Origin of the sequence: Amycolatopsis anabasis, from assembly GCF_009765355.1 — a bacterium.
Lineage (GTDB): Bacteria > Actinomycetota > Actinomycetes > Mycobacteriales > Pseudonocardiaceae > Amycolatopsis > Amycolatopsis anabasis.
Genome location: NZ_VTHK01000027.1, coordinates 14328 through 35921, shown reverse-complemented (window position 1 = coordinate 35921; position 21594 = coordinate 14328). Strand labels below are relative to the sequence as shown.

Annotated in this window: 21 protein-coding genes; 16 read left to right on the top strand and 5 right to left on the bottom strand. The window is 70.7% G+C overall.

Translation table 11 applies throughout. From position 1 onward, the window contains the following. Nucleotides 1–242 precede the first annotated feature (242 nt). From FXO23_RS30235 to FXO23_RS30190, 10 genes are read left to right on the top strand one after another with little or no spacing between them, the layout of a single operon-like run. Nucleotides 243–1040, top strand: coding sequence for an MlaE family ABC transporter permease (locus tag FXO23_RS30235; RefSeq protein WP_158888886.1), 798 nt, complete (start codon nucleotides 243–245; stop codon nucleotides 1038–1040). A 6-nt stretch (nucleotides 1041–1046) separates the two neighbouring features. Continuing rightward, the gene (locus FXO23_RS30230; protein ID WP_158888885.1) at nucleotides 1047–1889 is read left to right on the top strand and encodes an MlaE family ABC transporter permease; all 843 of its coding nucleotides are present in this window, start codon (nucleotides 1047–1049) and stop codon (nucleotides 1887–1889) included. Continuing rightward, complete coding sequence (locus FXO23_RS30225; protein WP_158888884.1) at nucleotides 1886–3154, top strand: MCE family protein; 1269 nt, start codon at nucleotides 1886–1888, stop codon at nucleotides 3152–3154. The genes FXO23_RS30230 and FXO23_RS30225 overlap by 4 nt, the downstream gene beginning before the upstream one ends. Continuing rightward, nucleotides 3151–4155, top strand: a complete 1005-nt coding sequence (locus FXO23_RS30220) for an MCE family protein (protein WP_158888883.1) — start codon at nucleotides 3151–3153, stop codon at nucleotides 4153–4155. Before FXO23_RS30225 ends, FXO23_RS30220 begins: the two co-directional genes overlap by 4 nt. After that, entirely contained in the window at nucleotides 4152–5138 is a 987-nt protein-coding gene (locus FXO23_RS30215; RefSeq protein WP_158888882.1) for an MCE family protein, read from the top strand. Before FXO23_RS30220 ends, FXO23_RS30215 begins: the two co-directional genes overlap by 4 nt. Further along, complete coding sequence (locus FXO23_RS30210) at nucleotides 5135–6271, top strand: MCE family protein (RefSeq protein WP_158888881.1); 1137 nt, start codon at nucleotides 5135–5137, stop codon at nucleotides 6269–6271. The genes FXO23_RS30215 and FXO23_RS30210 overlap by 4 nt, the downstream gene beginning before the upstream one ends. Continuing rightward, nucleotides 6268–7320: an MCE family protein gene (locus FXO23_RS30205; protein ID WP_158888880.1), complete on the top strand. Its 1053-nt coding sequence runs from the start codon at nucleotides 6268–6270 to the stop codon at nucleotides 7318–7320. Before FXO23_RS30210 ends, FXO23_RS30205 begins: the two co-directional genes overlap by 4 nt. Beyond that, complete coding sequence (locus FXO23_RS30200; RefSeq protein WP_158888879.1) at nucleotides 7320–8534, top strand: MlaD family protein; 1215 nt, start codon at nucleotides 7320–7322, stop codon at nucleotides 8532–8534. The genes FXO23_RS30205 and FXO23_RS30200 overlap by 1 nt, the downstream gene beginning before the upstream one ends. Next, nucleotides 8519–9049 (top strand): hypothetical protein, encoded by a 531-nt coding sequence (locus tag FXO23_RS30195; protein ID WP_425484922.1) that lies wholly within the window; start codon nucleotides 8519–8521, stop codon nucleotides 9047–9049. The genes FXO23_RS30200 and FXO23_RS30195 overlap by 16 nt, the downstream gene beginning before the upstream one ends. Beyond that, nucleotides 9046–9600, top strand: coding sequence for a hypothetical protein (locus FXO23_RS30190; protein ID WP_158888878.1), 555 nt, complete (start codon nucleotides 9046–9048; stop codon nucleotides 9598–9600). The genes FXO23_RS30195 and FXO23_RS30190 overlap by 4 nt, the downstream gene beginning before the upstream one ends. Nucleotides 9601–9904: 304 nt before the next feature. Here FXO23_RS30190 and FXO23_RS30185 read toward each other — a convergent pair whose 3' ends face one another. Together FXO23_RS30185 and FXO23_RS30180 are read right to left on the bottom strand one after the other, a co-directional pair. Then, a complete protein-coding gene (locus tag FXO23_RS30185) occupies nucleotides 9905–11275 on the bottom strand; it encodes a PucR-like N-terminal domain-containing protein (protein WP_158888877.1) in 1371 nt (456 codons plus the stop codon). A gap of 210 nt (nucleotides 11276–11485) precedes the next feature. Next, nucleotides 11486–12754 carry an MFS transporter gene (locus tag FXO23_RS30180; RefSeq protein ID WP_158888876.1) on the bottom strand — a complete coding sequence of 423 codons (1269 nt, stop codon included), beginning with the start codon at nucleotides 12752–12754 and terminating at the stop codon, nucleotides 11486–11488. A gap of 148 nt (nucleotides 12755–12902) precedes the next feature. On the opposite strand from FXO23_RS30180, the gene FXO23_RS30175 reads away from it, so the two are divergent. The 6 genes from FXO23_RS30175 (at nucleotide 12903) to FXO23_RS30150 (ending at nucleotide 18154) form a co-directional block, all read left to right on the top strand. Continuing rightward, nucleotides 12903–13949 carry a FecCD family ABC transporter permease gene (locus FXO23_RS30175; RefSeq protein ID WP_218952187.1) on the top strand — a complete coding sequence of 349 codons (1047 nt, stop codon included), beginning with the start codon at nucleotides 12903–12905 and terminating at the stop codon, nucleotides 13947–13949. Next, entirely contained in the window at nucleotides 13949–14755 is an 807-nt protein-coding gene (locus FXO23_RS30170) for an ABC transporter ATP-binding protein (RefSeq protein ID WP_158888875.1), read from the top strand. The genes FXO23_RS30175 and FXO23_RS30170 overlap by 1 nt, the downstream gene beginning before the upstream one ends. A gap of 4 nt (nucleotides 14756–14759) precedes the next feature. After that, nucleotides 14760–15752, top strand: coding sequence for an ABC transporter substrate-binding protein (locus tag FXO23_RS30165; protein ID WP_158888874.1), 993 nt, complete (start codon nucleotides 14760–14762; stop codon nucleotides 15750–15752). After that, nucleotides 15752–16462 (top strand): SagB family peptide dehydrogenase, encoded by a 711-nt coding sequence (locus tag FXO23_RS30160; RefSeq protein WP_158888873.1) that lies wholly within the window; start codon nucleotides 15752–15754, stop codon nucleotides 16460–16462. The genes FXO23_RS30165 and FXO23_RS30160 overlap by 1 nt, the downstream gene beginning before the upstream one ends. Before the next feature lie 149 nt (nucleotides 16463–16611). Continuing rightward, entirely contained in the window at nucleotides 16612–17523 is a 912-nt protein-coding gene (locus FXO23_RS30155; protein WP_246258027.1) for a PrsW family intramembrane metalloprotease, read from the top strand. Between the two features lie 19 nt (nucleotides 17524–17542). Then, on the top strand, nucleotides 17543–18154 hold the full coding sequence (locus tag FXO23_RS30150; RefSeq protein WP_158888871.1) for an HdeD family acid-resistance protein: 612 nt from the start codon (nucleotides 17543–17545) through the stop codon (nucleotides 18152–18154). Here FXO23_RS30150 and FXO23_RS30145 read toward each other — a convergent pair. From FXO23_RS30145 to FXO23_RS30135, 3 genes are all read right to left on the bottom strand, one after another. Continuing rightward, nucleotides 18114–18962: an SDR family oxidoreductase gene (locus tag FXO23_RS30145; protein WP_158888870.1), complete on the bottom strand. Its 849-nt coding sequence runs from the start codon at nucleotides 18960–18962 to the stop codon at nucleotides 18114–18116. The genes FXO23_RS30150 and FXO23_RS30145 overlap by 41 nt on opposite strands. Nucleotides 18963–18995: 33 nt before the next feature. Then, the gene (locus FXO23_RS30140) at nucleotides 18996–19844 is read right to left on the bottom strand and encodes a DUF3626 domain-containing protein (RefSeq protein WP_281356630.1); all 849 of its coding nucleotides are present in this window, start codon (nucleotides 19842–19844) and stop codon (nucleotides 18996–18998) included. Between the two features lie 451 nt (nucleotides 19845–20295). Next, on the bottom strand, nucleotides 20296–21591 hold the full coding sequence (locus FXO23_RS30135) for a YcaO-like family protein (protein ID WP_158888869.1): 1296 nt from the start codon (nucleotides 21589–21591) through the stop codon (nucleotides 20296–20298). Nucleotides 21592–21594: the final 3 nt, after the last annotated feature.

Sequence of the window (21594 nt, the reverse complement as noted above, 5' to 3'; positions counted from 1 at the left end):
AAAACCCGCGGTATGCCTTGTCAGCACGGCGCAAAATGGCATCGGTTACCGAGCCGTGACCGCCGGATCGAGGGGGAAGTTCTTGCTTCTGGCGGCCACGCGAAGTTAGCGTACCGACCAGTAACGGAATTGCACGTCAACAGTCGGCCCATTCGGGTTTCGTTGCCTTCCGCCAAATGGAGTATCGAAAAGCGATTTCGGCGTTTTCGCCGCGGATGGCGAGCAGAAGCAGAGGAGGTGTGGTGGGAACCAGGACCACCCGGGCATCCTCCTTCCCCGGCGCCGGGGCGATCCGCGAAACGGGGAGGCTGTACGCGCTCGGCCTGGAGGTCGGCCGGTACACGTTCAAGCGGCCGTTCCAGTTCCGCGAATTCATCCAGCAGTTCTGGTTCATCGCCAGCGTCTCGATCCTGCCGACCGCGCTGGTCGCCATCCCGTTCGGCGCGGTGATCGCGCTGCACGTCGGCTCGCTCACCACGCAGATCGGCGCCCAGTCGTTCACCGGCGCGGCGAGCACGCTGGCCATCGTCCAGCAGGCCAGCCCGATCGTCACCGCGCTGCTCATCGCGGGCGCGGGCGGTTCGGCGATGTGCGCCGACCTCGGTTCCCGCACGATCCGCGAGGAGATCGACGCGATGGAGGTGCTCGGCGTCTCCCCGATCCAGCGGCTCGTGGTGCCCCGCGTGCTCGCCGCGATGGGGGTGGCGGCGTTCCTCAACGGCATGGTGAGCGTCGTCGGCGTGCTCGGCGGCTACTTCTTCAACGTGATCCTGCAGGGCGGCACACCCGGCGCGTACCTCGCCAGCTTCTCCGCGCTGGCCCAGCTGCCCGACCTGTGGATCAGCGAGATCAAGGCGATCGTGTTCGGCTTCGTCGCCGGGATCGTCGCCTCCTACCGGGGCCTGAACCCCAAGGGCGGCCCGAAGGGCGTGGGCGACGCGGTGAACCAGTCGGTGGTCATCACCTTCCTGCTGCTGTTCCTGCTGAACCTGGTGCTGTCCACGCTCTACCTCCAGCTCGTGCCGCCGAAGGGGATGTGACCGGCGATGACGACCAGTTTCGGCAGGCGCGCGTACGAATCGGTCGATCGGCGGCTGTCCTTTCTGGACACCCTCGGCGACCAGATCTTCTTCTACCTGAAGTCGCTGGCGTGGATCCCGCGGGCGCTGCGCCGGTATGTCAAGGAGATCACCCGGCTGCTCGCCGAGGTCAGCTTCGGCAGCGGCGCCCTGGCGGTCATCGGCGGCACGATCGGCGTGATGATCGGGATGACGGTGTTCACCGGCACCGTCGTCGGGCTGCAGGGGTACGCCGCGCTCAACCAGGTCGGCACCTCGGCGTTCGCCGGGTTCATCTCCGCCTACTTCAACACCCGCGAGATCGCCCCGCTGGTCGCCGGGCTCGCGCTGTCCGCGACCGTCGGCTGCGGTTTCACCGCGCAACTGGGCGCGATGCGGATCTCCGAGGAGATCGACGCGCTCGAGGTGATGGGCGTGCCCAGCGTGCCGTACCTGGTGACCACCCGGATCATCGCCGGGTTCGTCGCGGTCATCCCGCTCTACGCCATCGGGCTGCTCACCTCGTATATCGCCTCGCGGCAGGTGACCGTGTGGTTCTTCGGGCAGTCGGCCGGGACCTACGACCACTACTTCACGCTGTTCCTGCCCCCGGTCGACGTGCTGTGGTCCTTCGGCAAGGTGCTCATCTTCAGCGTCGTCGTGGTGATGGCCCACTGCTTCTACGGTTTCCGCGCCACCGGCGGCCCGGCGGGGGTCGGCGTCGCGGTCGGCCGGGCGGTGCGCACCGCGATCGTGGCGATCAGCCTGCTCGACTTCTTCCTCAGCCTCGCGATCTGGGGCGCCACGACCACCGTGAAGGTGGCCGGATGAGCAGGCCAGGGTTGCGGAAACTCCGGCTGCGCACGGCCGGGCTGGTCTTCCTGCTGGTGATGGCGGCGCTCATCACGCTGTCGATCAAGGTCTACAACAAGGACTTCGTCACCTCGGTCCCGGTGACCCTGCGCACCGACCGGATCGGCAACCAGCTGCACGTGACCTCCGAGGTGAAGGCGCGCGGGGTGGTGGTCGGCGAAGTCCGCCGGATCACCAGCACCGGCACCGGCGCGGAGATCGAACTGGCCCTGGAGCCGGGCAAGATCGCCCACCTGCCGAAGGACGTGTCCGCCCTGCTCATCCCCAAGACGCTGTTCGGCGAGCGGTACGTCCAACTGTCCATTCCGGACAGAACCGCGGCCCCGCCGATCGCCGCGGGGGACGTGATCCCGCAGGACCGTTCGGGCAACGCGATCGAGCTGGAGAAGGTGTTCGACAACCTGCTGCCGGTGCTCAAGGCGGTCCAGCCGCAGAAACTCGCCACCACCCTGACCGCGATCTCCACCGCGCTGCGCGGGCGCGGCGACCAGATCGGCGACACGCTCGTCACCGCGGCGAACTACCTGGAGAAGTTCAACCCGAACCTGCCCCGGCTCAACGAGAACATCCGCGATCTGGCCGAGGTGAGCAAGCTCTACGGCGACATCGCGCCGGACGTGCTGGACTCGCTCACCAGCGCGGCGGTCACCCTGCGGACGGTGTCGGACAAGCGGGCCGAACTCGGCGGGCTCTACGACCGGGTCACCTCGTCCAGCCAGGACACGACCGCGTTCCTGCGCGACAACAAGGACAACCTCATCCGGCTGTCCGCGGCGAGCCGCGCACCGCTGGAACTCGCCGCGCGGTACTCGCCCAGCTTCCCGTGCACGCTCGACGCGCTGACCGCGCTGAAACCGTCCCTGGACCGCTTCTTCGGCAAGGACTCGGCGAAGCCCGGCATGCAGGTCGAAGTGCGGATCATCCCGGACACCGGCAAGTACCTCCCCGGCCAGGACGATCCGGTCTACAACGCCAAGGGTGGGCCGCGCTGCTACCCGAGCGGGGTCACGCCTGCCGCGGGGGTGGCCGCGGCCGAGCCGGGTTCCGCGGCTCATCCCCTGGTTTCCGGCGACGGGCTCGGCCTGCCCAACTCGCCGCAGGAACGCGAGCTGATCGCCGGTCTGGTCGCCCCCTCGCTCGGCGTCGCGCCCGGCCAGGTTCCCGGGTGGAGCAGCGTCCTCGTCGGTCCCCTGTATCGCGGGACGGAGGTGACCCTCAAATGAGGAAGATGGCGTCCCCGCTGATCAAAGGGCTGATCTTCGTCCTGGTGACCGGGCTGGCCACGGTGCTCCTCGCGGTCTCGATCGCCAACACCGGACTCGGTGACACCGACACCTACCGGGCCCGGTTCACCGACGCCACCTCGCTCAACACCGGCGACGACGTGCGCATCTCCGGGGTGCGGGTCGGCCAGATCGACGAACTCGAGGTCGTCGACCAGCACATCGCGAGCGTCACCTTCTCGGTCGACCGCGGCCGGAAACTCCCCGCCGACGTCACCGCGGTCATCAAGTACCGCAACATGGTCGGCCAGCGCTACATCGCGCTGGAACGCGGCAAGGGCGCGCCGGGCGCGCTGGCTCCCGGCGCGGAGATCCCGCTGGAGCGGACCACCCCCGCGCTGGATCTGACCGATCTGTTCAACGGGTTCAAACCGCTGTTCCAGGCCCTGTCGCCGAACGACGTCAACCAGCTCTCCGGCGAGATCGTGCAGGTGTTGCAGGGCGAAGGCGGGACCGTGGAAAGCCTGCTGGCGCACACCGGATCGCTGACCGCCACACTGGCGAGCCGGGACAAGGTGATCGGTGACGTGATCACCAACCTCAACTCGGTGCTGAAGACGATCAACGCCAAGGGCGACGCGCTGTCGAACCTGATCTCCACCGTGCGGGCGCTCGTCTCCGGCCTGGCCGAGGACCGGACCGCCATCGGTGAGGCGGTCGACGGGCTCGGCGGCCTGACCACCGCGACCGCCGGACTGCTCGAAGCGGCCCGGCCGCCGCTCAAGGACAACATCACCGGGCTCGGGAAGGTGTCCGAGAACCTGGCCGGTTCGTCCGCCGATCTCGAACGCTTCCTCACCCTGCTGCCGGAGAAGTTCACCGCGATCGGCCGGACCGCGAGCTACGGCTCGTGGCTCAACCTCTTCCTCTGCGAGGCGAAGGTGAACACCCCGTCGCCGCCGCCTCCCGTGATCCTGCCCCTGTCGAGGTGCCAGCGATGAAGTCCTTCCGCGAACGCAATCCGTTCGTCCTCGGCGCGGTCGGCAGCGTCGTGCTCGCCGCGGCGCTGACGGCCACCTTCTACTACGAGGATCTGCCGATCATCGGTGGCGGGACGACCTACCAGGCCGAGTTCGGCGAGGCGGCCGGGCTGCAGCCGGACGACGAGGTGCGGGTGGCCGGGATCAAGGTCGGCGAGGTGGCCGACGTCGAACTCGCCGAGGACCACGTGGTGGTGAGCTTCCGGGTCAAGGACGCGTGGATCGGCAACAAGACCTCCGCCGAGATCAAGATCAAGACGCTGCTGGGCCGCAAGTTCCTCGCACTGCACCCGATCGGCGACGCCGACCAGGACCCGGCCCAGCCGATCCCGCGCAGCCGCACGGTCACGCCCTACGACGTCACCGAGGCGTTCAACGGGCTGGCCGGCACGGTCGGCGCGATCGACACCGAACAGCTGGCGCGGAGCTTCCAGTCCATTTCGGACACCTTCAAGGGCACGCCCGAGCACGTGCGCACCGCGCTGGACGGGCTCACCGCGCTGTCCAAGACGGTCGCCTCCCGCGACGACGAGCTCGCCGAACTCCTGCGCAACACCCGGACCATCACCGGAACGCTGGCCGGATCCAACGCCGATTTCGAGAAGCTGCTCGGCGACGGCAACCTGCTGCTCACCGAGCTGAGCAACCGCCGCGACGCGATCCACGCGCTGCTCACCGGCACCCAGGACCTCGCCCGGCAGCTGTCCGGGCTGGTCGCCGACAACAACCGGCAGCTCGGCCCGGCGCTGGCCCAGCTCGGGACCGTCACCGACATCCTGCGACGGCAGTCGGCGAACATCGACAAGGGCCTGGAGCTGGCCGGGCCGTACTTCCGGCTGGCGAACAACACCCTGGGCAACGGCCGCTGGATCGACACCTACGTCTGCGGCCTGGTCCCGGAGAACCGCACCCGCTGCATGGTGCCGGGAGGGGGTGGCAGATGACCAGCACCCGCCTGGGCCTGCGGATCAGCCGGATCGTGACCGTGTTCGCGGTCCTCGGCCTGGTCGTCGCGGGCGGTCTGTGGTGGATCTTCTCCGGCGACGGGGACAAGCGCGTCACCGCCTACTTCACCCGCGCGGTCGGCGTGTACACCGGTTCGGACGTCCGGCTGCTCGGCGTGCGCATCGGTCAGGTCGAGTCGGTCACCCCGCGCGGCGAACAGGTCGAAGTGGCGATGACCGTCGACCACGACGCGCCGGTCGCCGCCACCACCAACGCCGTGGTGATCGCGCCCAGCGTGGTGGCCGACCGGTACGTCCAGTTCTCCACCCTGGCGCGCGGCGGGCCCCGGCTGGCCGACGGCGGGGTCATTCCCGCGACGCGCACCGCGACCCCGGTCGAGCTGGACGAGCTGTACGCGAGCCTGAACACCCTCACCCGGTCGCTCGGGCCGAACGGCGCCAACGCGAACGGCGCGCTGTCCGATCTGCTCAACACCGGTGCGGCGAACCTGGCCGGGAACGGCCGGTCGTTCAACGAGACGGTCCGCAACTTCGCCGATCTGGCGCGGACCCTGGCCGATTCGAAGAACGACCTGTTCGGCACGATCGACGAACTGCAGAAGTTCACCAGCATGCTGGCCGGGAACGACGACCAGGTGCGGCGGGTCAACGACCAGCTGGCCACGGTGACGCGGAACCTCGCCGCCGACCGCACCGAGCTGGCCGGCGCGCTGAACACGCTCGGCGGGGCGCTCGGCGAGATCCAGGCGTTCATCCGGGACAACCGCACCCTGATCAAGTCCAATGTGGACAAGTTGGCGCAGACCACCCAGCAGTTGGTGGACCGCCGGGCCTCGCTCGCCGAGGCGCTGGACACCATGCCGCTGGCGGTGACCAACGCGCTCGGCGCCTACGACCCGAAAACCCGGTCGCTGGTGGGCCGCACGAACGTCCTGGAGTACTACCCGCCGAGTGCCGCGGCCGTGTCCTGCGCCACGCCGGGCGCGCTGGGCGGCTGCCCCGCCGCGCCGCGGGGGCTGACCGCGGTGCCGGACGGCGCGCCGCCCCCGGCTTCGGCGCCGCCGCTGCCGTTGCCGGTCTCCGGCGCCACTTATGTCGGTGGTGCGAAATGAATCGGACCCGCGCCTTCCTCGCCGCCCTGCTGCTCTCCGCCGGGGTGCTCACCGGCTGCTCGGCGGGCGAGTTCACCGGCATCTACGATCTGCCGCTGCCCGGCGGGGCCGATCTCGGGCAGCGCCCGGTGCGGATCACCGTGCAGTTCGCGGACCTGCTCGATCTGGTCCCGCAGGCGGCGGTGAAGGTCAACGACGTCGCCGTCGGCCGGGTCGAGTCGATCCGGCTCGGCGCCGACGGCTGGACCGCCGAGGCGGTGCTGGCGGTCAACGGGGACGTTTCGCTCCCGGCCAACGCGGTGGCCCGGCTGCGGCAGTCCAGCCTGCTGGGCGAGAAGTTCGTCGAACTCGCCGCACCCGAGACCGCGGCCGCGCAGGACCGGCTCGCCGACGGCGCGACGATCGCGCTGGAGCGCACCAACCGCAACCCCGAGGTCGAGGAGGTCTTCGGCGCGTTATCCCTGCTGCTCAACGGCGGCGGGATCGGCCAGCTCCAGACGATCAACCAGGAGCTGACCAAGGTCATGCACGGCAACGAGTCCCAGATCCGCTCGTTCCTGTCCAATGTGGACAAGTTGGTGACCGATCTGGACTCGCACCGGGGCGAGATCACCGAGGCGCTGGACGGGCTCGACCAGCTGTCCGCCACCCTGGCTCGCCGTCAGCAGCAGATCTCCGGCGCGCTCACCGACCTCACCCCGGGCCTGCGGACCCTGAGCGACCAGCGCACCTCGCTGGTGACCATGCTGCGGTCGCTGGACCGGCTGTCCACGGTGGCGGTGGACACCATCAACAAGAGCCGCGACGATCTGGTCGCCGACCTCACCGCGCTGGCGCCCATCCTGCGACGGCTCGCCGAAGCCGGGCAGAGCCTGCCGAAGTCGCTGGAACTCCTGCCCACGTTCCCGTTCACCGACGCGGCGCTGGACGGGCTGAAGGGCGACTTCATGAACCTCTTCGCCTCGGTGACCCCCGCGCCGGGGATGCCGCTGCCCGATCCGCCCCTGCCGCTCCCGGTCACGGGTCAGGCGCAGGGAGGTCCCCGCTGATGCTGACGCGCAAGGTGCGGATCCAGGTGCTCGCGTTCGTGATCATCGCGCTCGCCGCGGTGACCGTGGTGGGCGGGAAGTACGCGGGTGTCGACCGGCTGTTCGGCGGCACCGGGTATGTCGTGCGGTTGCAGCTCAAGGACGGCAGCGGGGTGTTCACCAACGGCGAGGTCACCTACCGCGGGGTGACCGTGGGCCGGGTCGGCGAGCTGCGGCTGACCGCCGACGGGATGGAGGCCGAGCTGCGGATCGACGGTTCGGCGCCGGACATCCCGGTCAACTCGCGGGCCGTGGTGGCGAACCGATCCGCGGTCGGCGAGCAGTACGTGGACCTGCAGCCGCGGACCGAGGACGGGCCGTTCCTCGGCGACGGCGCGGTCATCCCGAAGGAGTCGACCGCGCTGCCGCTGCCGGTGCAGACCCTGCTCGGCGGCATCAGCGAGTTCAACGCCTCGGTGCCGACCGATTCGCTGCGCACGGTCGTCGACGAATTCGACGCCGCGCTGCGGAACGCGGGGCCGAACCTGCAGGTGCTGCTGGATTCCGCGACCTCGTTCACGCAGAGCGCGGACGCGCACCTGCCGCAGACCAGCACGCTGATCGACGACGGCGCCACGGTCCTGCGCACGCAGGTCGACTCCTCGGCGCAGTGGCGTTCGTTCAGCCAGAACGCGAAGCTGTTCGCCGAGCAGCTCGCGAAGTCCGACGGCGACCTGCGCAAGCTGATCGCCACCGCGCCGCAGGCGGCGACCCAGCTCTCCGGCGTGCTGCACGACACCAATCCGGGGCTGTCGGTGCTGGTGGCGAACCTGCTCACCACGTCGAACCTGTTCGCCGGGCGGATCGACGGGATCGAGCACCTGTTCGTCACGGTGCCCAAGGCGGTCGCCGCGGTGTCGACCGCGATCACCCCGGACTCCGCCCGGTTCGCGCTCACCCTGAACTTCAACGATCCGCCGCCGTGCGCCGAGGGCTACGAGGGGACCGTTCATCGCGCACCGGACGAGACGTCCCCGCTCCCGCTCGACACCGCTGCCCGCTGCGCCCTGCCCGCCGGGTCCCCGACCTCGGTCCGGGGTTCGCAGAACGCGCCGAAGGGCCCGATCCCGGTGCCCGCGGTCCCGGGATCCGGATCGCTGTCCGGGCCGCTCGGCGTGCCGTCGCTGCCGCTCGTGTCCACCAGCCTGGAGGAGTTGCTGTGGCTACGGAAATGATCGCCTCCCAGCGGAAGACCCTGGTGCGCTTGGGGATCGTTCTGGTCGTCGCGGCCGCCGCTTTCGCCGCGTGGGCGGGCTGGTCCTGGTTCTCCGCGGCACAGGACGATTCGCTGGCCTACCAGCGGACCCGGGCCGAGGTGTCGGACACCGGTCGCCGCCAGATCGCCGAGCTGAGCACCCTCGACTACCACCAGGTGGAACAGGGCATCGCGCGCTGGCTGGACGCCTCGACCGGGGCGCTGCGCGATCAGCTCGCCCGCACCGACGGCGGCACGAAGACCTCGCTGGCGCAGAACGGCACGGTCGCCACCGGCAAGGTGCTCGACGCCGCGGTGAGCGAACTGGACACGCACGCGGGCACCGCGAAGATGCTGGCCTCGGTGGAGATCACGGTGGCCAAGGAGGGCGCCGCGCCGGCGGTCAAGCGCAACCGCTTCACCGCGCAGCTGACCCGCACCGACGCGGGCTGGAAACTCAGCGCGCTCGACCAGCTCCCGGTGGGTGCGCGATGACTGTCGAAGTCGCCGAGGAACTCGTGGCCGAGACCCCCTTGCCCCGCAAGGAGAATCGGTTGCCGATGCTGCTCGTCGCGGTGGCCGTGGTGCTCGCCGGGCTGGGCGCCTGGTTCGCGCTGGCGGCGCACTCCGCCCGCACCTTCGAGGGCGCGGGCAACCGGGCGCAACTCGACGCCGCCGCGACGGCCGAGGTGAACGCGTCGGTCACCAGCTCGCTGAACAAGATCTTCTCGTACTCGTTCGACCACACCGAGGTCACCGAACAGGCCGCCGCGGCGGCCCTGCGCGGCGGCGCGCTGGACGCCTACCACCGGCTCTTCGCCCAGGTACGCGACCTCGCGCCGAAGCAGAAGCTGGTGCTGACCACCCGGGTCGTCGGCTCGGCGGTGCAGTCGCTGACCGGTGGCCAGGCCCGCCTGCTGGTCTTCCTCGACCAGTCCGCGACCCGCGGCGACAACGGCACCACCAGCGCCGCCGCCTCCCAACTCGCCGTCACCGCCGAACACCAGAACGACACCTGGGTGATCACCTCGCTCGAACCCCGGTAATCCCCTACCGAAACGGGGAACTCGCCGAACTACACACTCAGGCAAGCGAACTCCACACTCGGGTAAGCGAAACACACACTCAGGCAACCGAAATACACACTCGGGCACCCGCGACACCGATCGGCTTCCCGCCGCCCACCGCGATCGGGAACCCGCCGGGTACCGCGCATCCGGCCGCCCGAATGCGCGCTGCGGGGTCCCACGCGGATAACCCGCGTACCCGAGTGTGTAACTCGCGTGCCCGAACGTGTAACTCGCGTGCCGGAGTGTGCAACTCGCGGTGGAGGGGAACCCCGCGAATTCGTCAGGTGTTGAGGTGGCGGCGGCGCGGGGTGGGGGCCGGGCGGGTGGGGAGGCGGGGCTGGCGGGGGCGGACCGGGCGGTCCTCGGCGGGTTCGGTGGCGCTGGGGAAGAGCGGGAGGTACTGGCCCGGTACCCCGGCGGCGTGGTTTGGTCCGAAGTAGACGGTCCGGCGGGGTGCCGGTGGTTCGGAGCGCAGGGCGAGTTCCATCTCGAACCGGGCGGCCGGGTCGTCGAGGCGCTCGCCGAAGGTGGCCTGCAACTGGCGCATCCGGTACCGCACGGTCTGCGGGTGGACGTCCAGCCGGGCCGCCACGTCCAGCACGCTGCCCTGGGCGTGCAGCCAGGCCCGCAGGGTTTCCAGCATCCGGTCGCGCTGCTTCTCGGTCAGCTCGGCGAGCGGGGCGAACAGGCGCTCGCGCAACCGCTCGACCAGGGCGAGGTCCGAGTGCAGCAGCAGGGTCGGCAGGTGGTCCTCCGAGCGCATCACCTGGCGGCCCGGGAGGATCCCCTCGGCGGCCAGCACCAGGGTCCGGCGCGCCCAGCGCAGCGAATCGGCGACGGCCTCGAGCGGGACGCACGGCCCGATCGCCAGGCGGCAGTCCGGTAGCGAAGCCTCCAGGGTGGTGAGCCGCGCGCCGGTGACCTCGCCGGGGACGAGCAGGTGCGGTTCGGCGGTCTCCAGTTCGGCGAGCACGTCCGCGTCGATGAGCGAATGCCCGCGCACCCGGCCCGCGCCGGACAGCGGCTGGACCGCGACCGGCGACGCGTGCGCCGGAACCACCCAGCCGACGAGCTGAGCCAGTTCGGCGATCGCCTTCGGCGGGGCCGGCGGCGTTTCCAGGACCAGGTGCAGCAGGCGGCGGCGCCAGGTGTCCAGCGCGTCCGCCGTGGACGCCTTCGCCTCCAGGTACCCGTCGAGCGCGACCGAGGCGAGTTCGTCCATGAACGCGAGCATCGCGTCGGCGAGCTGGGACATCACCGCCGAGGACAGTCCGGCGCGGCGGCCGACCCGCATCATCCGCCGCCACGACACCCGGGCGCCGACCCGGTACGCCGCCTGCAGCGTGTCCAGGCTGCGGCCCGCTCGCATCTCGTTCTGCCCGAGCCGGTGGTGCACTTCGTGCGATTCCTCTTTGGACACGGTCGGATCGGCGATCTGCTCGACGAACAGGGTGATCGCGTATTCGACCCCCGCCCGGATCGCCTTCCCGTACGGCCCGTCGAGCGGCCGCGCGTAGGCCGGAATGGTGGCGCGGATTTCCTCGACGATCTCGGCGGCGAGGCTCTTGAGCTCGGGACGGAGAATGTCCGCGAGCCTCCGGGGCAACGGCACCGGTGGTGACGAGGTTTCGATTCCGCGCTCGACGGTCATCGCAGCTCCTTTGCTCCGCCCAGAAATCGCCCCCGCCCCCGCACGCGGTCCCCGTCGGCTATTGCCGGGTGACACCCGACACATCGAAAAACTAGCCCGGAACGTGTCACCAACCCGAGAAGAAACCGATTTCTTGTCAGACCGTGACAAAATAACCGGTATCGCTTGCGCGAAGCTGACAACTTCCCGGCCTACTACGCCAAAAGGGGGTCACCCCGTTACGGCATCCGCGTTCCGCGCAGCCGCGTCCGCGTTCCGGGCACGCAACGGGGTGGCCAGCCCGAGGAGACCGGCCAGCAGCACCCCGGCCCCCGAGCACACTACCGCCGCCGGGACGCCGAGCCCCGCGGCCAGCGCCCCGCCGAGCGCGGCGCCGAGCGGCTGCCCGCCCCAGGCGATCATCCGGCCGGTGGTGTTCACGCGTCCCTGCAACGCGTCCGGGGTCATCCGCTGCCGCACCAGGATGCCGTTCAGGGTGACCAGCGTGTTCGTGGCCTGCCACAGCCCGAGCACGATCAGCGCGGGCACGAGACCGGGAGCGGACACCCAGCCCAGCAGCAGGAGCCAGTTGGCCAGCAGGCCGCCGAGGCTCACCCAGCCCACCGGGATCCGGCGGGCCAGCCACGGCAGGAGCAGGGTCGCCAGCAGCCCGCCCAGGCCCGCGACCCCGTAGAACAGCCCGATCCGGGCGTCGTCGGGGGCCAGGCCCACCTGCCGCACGGCCATCGGCAGCAGCAAGCCGAGCACCGCGCCCGCGGTCATGCTGTTCCCGATGCCGAGCAGGGTGAGCGGGCGGATCAGCGGATGCCGCCACACGAACCGCAGGCCGTCGGCGATGTCCGCGCGCAGCCGCGTTCCGGCGCGCTCCCCCGCGCCGTCCGCCCGCAGCAGCGGCAACCGGCCCAGCAGGATCGCCGCGAGCGCGTAACTCACCGCGTCGACCCCGATCGCGTTCGCCGCGCCGAGGGAAGCGGCGACGACCCCGCCGACCGTCGGGCCGAGCAAGCCGATCATGGTGTGGATGCCCGCGCTGGCACTCGTCGCCTCGGCCAGCCGCGCGCGCCCGGCGAGTTGCGGGATCGCCGAGAAGCTCGCCGCGTCGAAGAAGACCGCGAACCCGGCGCTCGCCAGCGCGACCGCGAGCAGGTGACCGGCGCCCAGGATTCCGGCGACGTCGGCGAGGGGCACGCTCGCGAGCAGCACGGCCTGCGCGACGCTGATCAGCACCATCACCGTGCGCCGGGGCCAGCGGTCGGCGAGCGCACCGGCCAGCAGCCCGAACACCAGGTACGGCAACGCTTCCGCGGCGGTGAGCAGCGCGGTGAGCGAGGCGTTCTGGGTGCGCTGGTAGAGCAGCATCGGCAATGCGACCAGGGTGATCGCGGTCCCCGCCCAGGAGACCGCGCGGGCGGCGGTGAACAGGACGAACCGCCCGTCGAACCAGAGCGATTTCGGGCGTTCCACCCCGACCGCGACCACTCGTACGCCCCCTTCTCCGCAAGATCACCCCTGGAGCTTTGGTAATGATAGTCATAACCGTTTAGAGTGACAGAATCCGGTACGATCACGCCGAGCTACACGGGCACGACACAGTGTCGACTCGACCGCACGGACACCAGGGCAGGTAGTGACGCAGCAGAGCAGACCGCATCTCGTCCACGGCAAGGCCTATCCGCTGCTCCTCCTGGCGCTGGTCGTCGCGCTCGGCGTGGTGATCACGGTCGGGATCACCCTCGGCACGGTCGGCCTGGAGACCGGGCAGGTCTGGCGGATCCTCGGCCACCACCTGCTTTCCCTCGGCTCCCCGGCGGATCCGATCGACGACACGATCGTGTGGGACCAGCGCGCGCCCCGGGTCTTCCTCGCGCTGATCACCGGCGCGGGGTTGTCGGTGGCCGGCGCGGTCCTGCAGGCCGTGGTGCGCAACCCGCTGGCGGAGCCGTACATCCTCGGCGTTTCCTCGGGCGCCTCGGCGGCCGCGGTCGCGGTGCTCACCCTGGGCGCCGCGGCGGTCGGCGGGTTCTCGGTGTCGGCGGCGGCGTTCGCCGGGGCGATGGCCACGCTCGCCCTCGTGCTGGTGCTGGGCCGGCGGCGCGGGCGGCTCGCGCCGAACCGGCTGCTGCTCGCCGGGGTGGCGATCGGCTACCTGATGCAGGCCGTCACCAGCTACCTGCAGATCAAGGCGAGCCCCGACCGGCTGGCCGGGGTGGTGTTCTGGCTGCTCGGTTCGCTCGCGGGAGCGCACTGGGACCAGCTCGCGCTGCCCGCGGTGATCGTGGTGGCCTGCACCGCCGCGCTCGTGCTGCAGGCCCGCCGGATGAACCTGTTGCTGCTCGGCGACGACGCCGCGGCCGCGCTGGGCGCGAACCTCACCCGGCTGCGGATCGGGCTGCTGGTCACCGCCGCGCTGCTGACCGGCGCGGTGATCTCGGTGGCCGGCGGAATCGGGTTCGTCGGCCTGATCATCCCGCACATCGTGCGGCTGGTGGTCGGTTCCGAGCACCGGAAACTGTTGCCCGTCACGGCGTTGACCGGCGCCTGCTACCTCGCGCTCGTCGACGTGCTGGCCCGGGTGACCAGTGACACCGAACTGCCGCTCGGCATCCTGACCGCGGTCGTCGGCGTGCCGTTCCTGCTCTGGCTGCTCCGCCGTCCCGAAGGGCGGTCGGTCTGATGGAGGTGCGGTTCAACGGCGTCTCGGTCGCGATCGAGGGCGTCGAGATCGTGCACGGGGTGTCGCTCGAGGCCGCGGACGGCGAGGTCGTCGGCGTGCTCGGGCCGAACGGAAGCGGTAAGTCGACTTTGCTGCGCACGCTTTACCGGGCGCTGAAACCCCGTGCGGGCGCGGTGCTCGTCGGCGACGCCGACGTGTGGGCGGAACTGTCCGCGCGCGAGGCCGCCCGGCGCACGGCCGCGGTCACCCAGCATTCCGAGGAGGATTTCCGGCTCAGCGTGCTGGAGGTCGTGCTGATGGGCCGGACCCCGCACAAATCGCTGTTCTCCGCCACCACCGCCGAGGACCACGCGTTCGCCCGCGGCGCGCTGGAACAGGTCGGCATGGCCGAGGCCGCGGATCGGCTGTACCCGACGCTGTCCGGCGGCGAGCAGCAGCGCGTGGTGCTGGCGCGGGCGCTGTGCCAGCAGGCGAAGGTGCTGGTGCTCGACGAGCCGACCAACCACCTCGACATCGCGCACCAGCTGGAATTCCTCGAGCTGGTGCGCCGCCTGGACAACACCGCGGTCCTGGTGCTGCACGACCTGAACCTCGCGGCCACCTACTGCGACCGGGTGTTCCTCCTCGCGCAGGGCCGGATCGTGGCGGCGGGCCCGGTCACCGAGGTGCTCACGCCGGAACTGGTGCGCGCGGTGTTCGGCGTGTGCGCCCGGCTGGGCACGCATCCGGTCACCGGTGCGCCGCAGTTGTCCTTCTCCCCCTTGGAATCGGACCCCTTGGAATCGCAGCGCAGTGAGGATGGTTGAGCCGATGTCACGCCTGTCCCGCCGGAGTTTCCTGTCCCTGGCCGCGGTGGCCGGGGCGGCCGCGTGTTCCGCGCCCGAGCCCGCGAGTTCCGGTGGTGGCGGCCCGGCCCCGGCCGGGTTCCCGCTGACCGTGGACAACGCGCAGCGCACGCTGACCTTCGAGCGCCCGCCGGAACGGGTGGTGTCGCTGTACCCGTCGATGACCGAACTGCTGATCGCGCTCGGCGCCGGTGACCGGATCGTCGGGCAGGCGGGCACGAGTTATTCGCGCCCGCTCGAGGAGTACCGCGCGCGGTTCGACGCGATTCCGGTGCTGTCCGAATCCGAGGCGGCGACCGAGCCGTTGCTGGGGGTCCGGCCGGATCTCGTGGTTTCGGACCAGGAATACCACTTCGACGGCAAGCGGCTGCCCAGGCGCGACGACCTCGCCGCGAAAAGGATCCAGGTGTATATCAACCAGGCGCTGTACGAGCCGACGAAGGTGGCCGCGACCGTGCCGGACTCCTTCGCCGACATCACCAACCTGGGCCGGATCTTCGCGGCCGAGGCCAAGGCGAAGGAACTGGTCGACGGCTTCCGGGCCCGACTGTCCGAAGTGGAGGGAAAGCTGGCCGCCGTCGCGCCGGTGCGCGCGGTGCTGCTGACCAGTTACGACAAGGCGATCTACGCGCACGCGGGCGGGCTGTACGGGGACGTGCTCCGGCGCGCGGGCGCCAAGAACCTGACCGAACAGTCGGAAATCCCGCCCGGCAACTACTACGGCCAGCTCTCCACCGAACTCATCGCCCGGAAGAATCCGGACGTGGTGGTGTACGTTTTCCGCGATGACCAGAACCGGGCCTCCACCGAAACCGAACTGCGGCAGGCGCTCGGCGCGACGGCGGCGGGTCAGGCCAACCGGTTCGTCCCGATCGCCGAGGCGTCCTTCGGCGGCGGGTTGCGCAGCGCACCCGCGGTCGCCTCGCTGGCGAAGGCTTTGCATCCGGGTGCTGTTTGATGGGTGACCCGATCGCGCGGGCGCGGGCGATCCATGCCGCGCTGAACGGGCAGTCCGATGACGAGGACCGGGCCGAGGCGCCGGAGAGCAGGCAGATCTCGCTGCCGGACGTGCCGCCACCGGCGGTGGACCTGGTGGAGACGCTGGCCCTGCGGCGGTCCGGTTACGCGTATGCGCAACGGCCGCTGGAGCTGGCGAAGTTGAGCGCGTTGCTGCGGTTCGCGGTGGGTGTGCAGCGATTCGTGCCCGCGTACGGCGTCGACGAGCATCCGCTGGGCATGGCGCCGAGCGCGGGTGGGCTGCGGTGCGGGCGGACGTATGTGGTGGTGCGCGAGGCTTCGGGGCTGTCCCCGGGGGTGTACCGGTACGACGCGGTGCGGCACGCGTTGGCCGAGCGGTCGACGGGGGATCCGACTTCGGGGCTGTCCGGGGTGTATCTGCAGCCGGAGTTCGCGGATCGGGTGCCGGTGTCGCTCGCGTTGACCACTCGGCTGGATGTGGCCTTCGCCAAGTACCCGCTGCGGCATTATCGGACGTTGCACGTCGATACCGGGATCGCGGTGCAGAATCTGTATCTGGTGGGGACGGCGCTCGGGTTGTCCTGTTGCGCTGTCGCGGGGTATTACGACAATGCGCTTGCCGAGTTGCTCGGGGTGCCCCGGGAAGAGTTGCCGGTGATGCTCTTCGCGGTGGGGCATCCGGCGCGCTGAGAAAACCCCGCTTCTGAGCAGGGTTTCTCACCCGATCGAAGGGTTCGTTTGGACAAGCCGGATACCGGGTAGCACGATTCCGCCATATCACGCCCGGCCGTTCGGAGAATCGGATGCTCCCTGCCAGACCTCGGCGAACCTGGCCGCGAATGTTCTTCTCCGGCCTCCTGCTGTGGATTCTGGCGGTCCTGGTCACCTATCTGACCGGAAATCCGAATCTGATCCCGACGGTGATCCTGCTCGGCAGTTTCCTGGTGCCCGCGACCTTCGTGTCCTGGGCCTTCGAACGGCGTGACTCCGGCGAAATCACCGCGGATCTGGTGTTCCGCACCTTCGTGGTGGGCGGGGTGCTCGGGGTCCTGGGCGCGTCGGTGCTGGAAAGCTACCTGCTGCACCCGTCGCCGTGGCTGTTCGCCGGGGTCGGCCTCATCGAAGAGGCGGTCAAGCTCGCGGCGCTCGCGTTGCTGACGCGGCGGCTCGAGGTCAAATCGGTGCGCGACGGGATCATTCTCGGCGCGATCGTGGGGTTCGGGTTCTCCGCCTTCGAATCCGCCGGGTACGCGCTGATGGCGATGATCACCGAACAGGGCCTTTCCCTGGAGAACCTGGTGACCACCACCCTGCTTCGCGGGCTGCTGTCGCCGGTCGGGCACGCCCTGTGGACCGGAATCCTCGGCGGGGTGCTCTTCGCGCGCAGCACCCGGCGCCATTTCGTGCTCACCGGCCGGTTGCTGCTGACCTACCTCGGCGTCTCGCTGCTGCACGCGCTGTGGGATTCCATGCACAGCATCGCCGTGCTGTTCACGCTGCTGGCGACCGGGACGCCGGGGCAGGAGGAACTGCTGGCACGGGGCTGGCTCCCCCGGCCGACCGCCACCCAGGTCACCCTGATCACCGTGCTCGACTGGGGCGGGCTGGCATTGATCTCCGCACTAGGCATCGCCTGGCTGCTCGCGCTGCTGCGCTCGTCCCGCCGCGCCCCCAGGGCTCCGGTCGTGGCCTACGGCCTGGCGACCGGGCGCGGCGAGGGCCCCCGATTCACCCGGTACCGCCAACTGTAGAAACCCGGGAGGTTCCGAAATGTCCGCCACCGAACAAACCCCTTCGAGTTACACCGTCGTGCTGAGCGTGCCCGACATCGCCCGCATGATGCTGATCCGCGGCGTGGTCGCGGTGCTGTTCGGCCTGCTCGCGCTCATCTGGCCGGAACTCACCACGCTGGCGCTGGCGCTGGTGTTCGGCGTCTACGCCCTGATCGACGGGATCGGCCTGATCATCGCCGCGTTCCGGGGACACGCGGGCATGCCGCGCTGGCTGCTGGCACTGGGCGGCGTGGTCGGTGTCGCGGCGGGCCTGCTGACGTTGTTCTGGCCGGGCATCACCGTGCTGATTCTGGCGATCATGGTCGGTGCGTGGGCGGTGGTCACCGGCGTCGCGGAGGTCGTCGCCGCGATCCGGCTGCGGAAGGTGATCACCGGGGAGGCCCTGATCGCCGTGATCGGCGTGCTCTCGATCATCGCCGGGGTGCTCATCCTCTTCCAGCCGATCGCCGGGGCGATCGGGATCGCCGTGGTCATCGGCGTCTACGCGCTGCTCTACGGCATCCTGCTCGTGGTCGCCTGGTTCCAGCTCCGGAAAGCCGCGCGACGGCTCACCGGAGCCGGTACGGACGCGCCTTCAGGTACTCGGTGAGCGACTGCGGGGAATGGCCGGTCAGCCGGGCGACCGTGTCCGAAACGGTCGCCATCTCCCCGGTGGCGATGGCCTCGTACGAACTCACCCAGCCCGCCACTTCCCAGTCGGGTGCGCCGTAGCCCGCCCGGGACGCGTACGCCTCCTCGCGGGTCTCCGGGACATAGGTGACCGTGCGCCCGGCGGACCGGCTCAGCTCCCCGGCGATCTGGGTGAGCGTCAGCGCCTCCGGACCGGTGACGTCGTAGGTGGCGCCGTCGTGGCCCTCGCCCAGCAGCACGGCGACGGCCACGTCGGCGATGTCGTCATGGGACACGGCCGCGACCCGCCCGTCGCCCGCCGGGCCGCGGAGTTCGCCGCTCGCACCGGCCATGGCGCCGAACGCGGCGAGGTAGAAGCTGTCCCGCAGGAACGTGAACCGCGCCCCGGCGGACCGGATGTGCTGCTCGGTGTGCCAGTGGTCCCGGGCGAAGGTGAAGGTCGCGTCCGGGGCGGCGGCCAGGAAGGACACGTACACGATCCGCTCGACCCCCGCGGCGATCGCGGCGTCCACGGCGGTGACGTGCTCGCGCACCCGGTCGGCGCTTTCGTGCGCGGAGACCAGGAACAGGGTGTCCGCGTCGCCGATCGCCGCACGCATCGCGTCGGAATCACCGTAGGAAGCGGGTGGCGCGACGACCGCACCGGGCAGTTCCGGGATCCGCGACGGGTTCCGGCCGAGCAGGCGCTGCGCGGTTCCCGCTTCGGCGAGGCGCCGGGCGACCCGGCGGCCGAGCTGCCCGGTCGCCCCGGTGACTGCGATGGTCATGCCGCCGACGGTAACCACCGGTCGCCGGGTACTTCAAAGTGTCCTGTGCACCTCGGGGTTACCGAACCGGGCGACGTAGTGCCAGACCCGTTTGAGGTCCTGCTCGTCGTGGCGGCCGGTCCGCGCGGCGTCGCCGAGGATCCGCGGGTCGAGCCAGCCGTCCCGGGCGAGCGCGAGGCCCAGTTCGACGTACTCCGGTCCCCGGAATTCCGGGTGGCGCCGCAGTTCCGCGGTGCTCAGGCGGAAACCGCCGTGCCATTCGACCGCGCAACCGAGTTCGGCCGCGGCGCGTTCGACCTCGGTGCCGCGATAGCAGGGATCCAGGACGATCGCCTCCACATCGCGGCCCAGCGTGAGCGGCCCGTGAACGTGCGCCTCGACGTAGTCGTCCAGTGGGTCCTTGTCGTCCGCCTCGGCCAGTGCGATGAGGGCGGACGCCTTGCCCGCCACACCGAAATCGGCGGGTTCGCACACGCTGTCCGGATAGCAGAACGTCGTGCGCGCGAGGGTGTCCGCGGTGAGCCGCAGATGGGCCGACCCGAACCGCGGCGAGCCGCCGACCGCGCGGCGGCGGAAGTTCAGCGAACCGTACTTCGGCCGCTCGGCCGCGGCCACCTCGTCGTACGCCCCGGCGAACAGGCGGCTCTCCCACCGCCACCGGTCCCCGCCCGGATGCGCGGTCAGGCCGCCGTTGCTCGTCCCGGTTTCGAACTGGGAACGGTAGACGCCGTCGCGGGCCATCGCCGTCAGGATCGGCACGCCGTGCACCAGCCGGTCGGGGTGGAACTGCAGGGTCACCCGCAGATCCGGCGCGATCGGCCCGCCCCCGGCCAGCGCGGCGACATGCGCGAGCGCCCGCTCGGCAGCCGATGATCTTGCCACCGCCCGAGTATCGCGCCGACTCCCCGAACCCCTCAACGCGATTTCGCGCGCACCGGGAAGCCCCCAATGCGGCATTCGGTACCTTCAACGCCCCGAAAGCCACATTGGGTACCTGAGCGTGCGGCTTCGCGCCGTGCTCGCCGGATGCCCGGGTCGGGAACTCGCGGCAGGCGGGGGCCGCTGGCGCGAGTTCCCCGTTCCGGCCGCCGAACTACACATTCAAGCAAGTGAACTCCACACTCGGGCAAGCGAAATACACACTCGGGGCCACCCCCGACACCGATCGGCTTCCCGGCACCCACCGCGATCGGGAACCCACCAGGTACCGCACACCCCGCGTCCGGCAGCCCGAATGCGCCCCGCGGGGTCCAAACGGACAACTCGCGTGCCCGAACGTGAAACTCGCGTGCCCGAGTGTGCAACTCGCGGCGGCGGGACGGGGGACTCGGGGTCAGTGCGGGAGGGGTAGGGCGCGGCGGGTGGCCGGGTCGATCCGGGTGCCGCCGAGGAAGGGGAGCCCGGCGGCCGAGTTCGAGTACAAGCCCGGCACCAGGATCCGGACGACCGACAGGCCGGTCGGGGCGACGTCCTCGGTGGTCACGTCGACCGAGAGCACCGGGTGCCCCGCGGCGGCGAGCCGGTCGACCAGGTGCGGCAGGCCGTCCGGGCAACCGGCGAGCGCGGCGTGATCCACCTCGCCGGTCACCGCGTCCGCCAGTTCCGCCTCGAACCGCTCCTGCAGCAGGGGATCCAGGTAGAGCTGCAGATGGCAGCCGTAGTCGACGACGTCCCGGAAATCCGGGCGGTAGGCGGCCAGGTAGTCCCGATCCGGCCGCCACGGCGACAGCGGGCTGTCCGGGTTGCGCGCCGCCAGCATGTACGGGCTCTCCGGATCGTCGTACTCCGCCACGAACATCTGCAGCTGGCACGCCTCGGCGAACACCTTGCGCAGCGCGGCCACCGGATCGGCCCGGCACGCCGTGCCCATGGTCAGGTAGCCGGTTTCCGCGTCCCGGACGAGCGCGCCGACGGTGACCGGCCCGAATTCGCTCCCGAACTCGAAGTACCGCGTCGTCAGCGTCCGCCGGGCGCCGTGCCCGAGGCGCGCGAGCCAGTCCGGCGGCCGCACCGCCCGCACCCTGCCGCGGCCGTGCCACGCGCGCGCCACCGCGTCCCGTTCCAGCACCTCGCACAGCGCGCTGTACTCGGCCGCCGCGCGCCCGCGTCCGGCGGCCAGCCCGGCCTGGATGATCGGGTTCGTCGCGGGCCGCCCCGCCGCCACCGAAGCGGCCACATAGGACACCCACACCAGGCTCGCGGGCACGAGCACCCGCCCGCCGGTGGCCAGGTCCACGCCTTCGGCCCAGTCGAGCGGGAGCGCGGAGTCCATGGGGCGGAACGGAAAACCCGGCTCGGCGTACTGCTCGGCGGAGAACAGCGCCACCCGCGCGGGGTCCAGCGCGGGCAGTCCGGCCGCCACCAGTTCGGCCCGGGATCCGGTCACCAGGCCCGGCGGTACGAGGTTCCCGCAGTACCGTTCCACCGCCTCGCCGATCGCGGCGCCGTGCGCGGCCTCCGGATCGCCGAGCGCGTAGCCCGCACCCGCGGAATCGCTGGGCCAGGGCGAGAACCGCGTGGTGTCGGACAACTCCGAGGCGATGATCTCGAAGGATCGCGGCAGCTGCGCCGGGACGGGCAGCGACCGCAGCCGCCGGATGACCCCGGTGCGCTCGTCGACGAGGTTCATGCG

What these genes read in the sequence shown, in the direction of transcription:
- FXO23_RS30230 (WP_158888885.1), top strand. Translation starts at nt 1,047, where the DNA reads ATGACGACCAGTTTCGGCAGGCGCGCGTACGAATCGGTCGATCGGCGG.
- FXO23_RS30225 (WP_158888884.1), top strand. Translation starts at nt 1,886, where the DNA reads ATGAGCAGGCCAGGGTTGCGGAAACTCCGGCTGCGCACGGCCGGGCTG.
- FXO23_RS30220 (WP_158888883.1), top strand. Translation starts at nt 3,151, where the DNA reads ATGAGGAAGATGGCGTCCCCGCTGATCAAAGGGCTGATCTTCGTCCTG.
- FXO23_RS30215 (WP_158888882.1), top strand. Translation starts at nt 4,152, where the DNA reads ATGAAGTCCTTCCGCGAACGCAATCCGTTCGTCCTCGGCGCGGTCGGC.
- FXO23_RS30210 (WP_158888881.1), top strand. Translation starts at nt 5,135, where the DNA reads ATGACCAGCACCCGCCTGGGCCTGCGGATCAGCCGGATCGTGACCGTG.
- FXO23_RS30205 (WP_158888880.1), top strand. Translation starts at nt 6,268, where the DNA reads ATGAATCGGACCCGCGCCTTCCTCGCCGCCCTGCTGCTCTCCGCCGGG.
- FXO23_RS30200 (WP_158888879.1), top strand. Translation starts at nt 7,320, where the DNA reads ATGCTGACGCGCAAGGTGCGGATCCAGGTGCTCGCGTTCGTGATCATC.
- FXO23_RS30190 (WP_158888878.1), top strand. Translation starts at nt 9,046, where the DNA reads ATGACTGTCGAAGTCGCCGAGGAACTCGTGGCCGAGACCCCCTTGCCC.
- FXO23_RS30185 (WP_158888877.1), bottom strand. Translation starts at nt 11,275, where the DNA reads ATGACCGTCGAGCGCGGAATCGAAACCTCGTCACCACCGGTGCCGTTG.
- FXO23_RS30170 (WP_158888875.1), top strand. Translation starts at nt 13,949, where the DNA reads ATGGAGGTGCGGTTCAACGGCGTCTCGGTCGCGATCGAGGGCGTCGAG.
- FXO23_RS30165 (WP_158888874.1), top strand. Translation starts at nt 14,760, where the DNA reads ATGTCACGCCTGTCCCGCCGGAGTTTCCTGTCCCTGGCCGCGGTGGCC.
- FXO23_RS30160 (WP_158888873.1), top strand. Translation starts at nt 15,752, where the DNA reads ATGGGTGACCCGATCGCGCGGGCGCGGGCGATCCATGCCGCGCTGAAC.
- FXO23_RS30155 (WP_246258027.1), top strand. Translation starts at nt 16,612, where the DNA reads ATGTTCTTCTCCGGCCTCCTGCTGTGGATTCTGGCGGTCCTGGTCACC.
- FXO23_RS30150 (WP_158888871.1), top strand. Translation starts at nt 17,543, where the DNA reads ATGTCCGCCACCGAACAAACCCCTTCGAGTTACACCGTCGTGCTGAGC.
- FXO23_RS30145 (WP_158888870.1), bottom strand. Translation starts at nt 18,962, where the DNA reads ATGACCATCGCAGTCACCGGGGCGACCGGGCAGCTCGGCCGCCGGGTC.
- FXO23_RS30135 (WP_158888869.1), bottom strand. Translation starts at nt 21,591, where the DNA reads ATGAACCTCGTCGACGAGCGCACCGGGGTCATCCGGCGGCTGCGGTCG.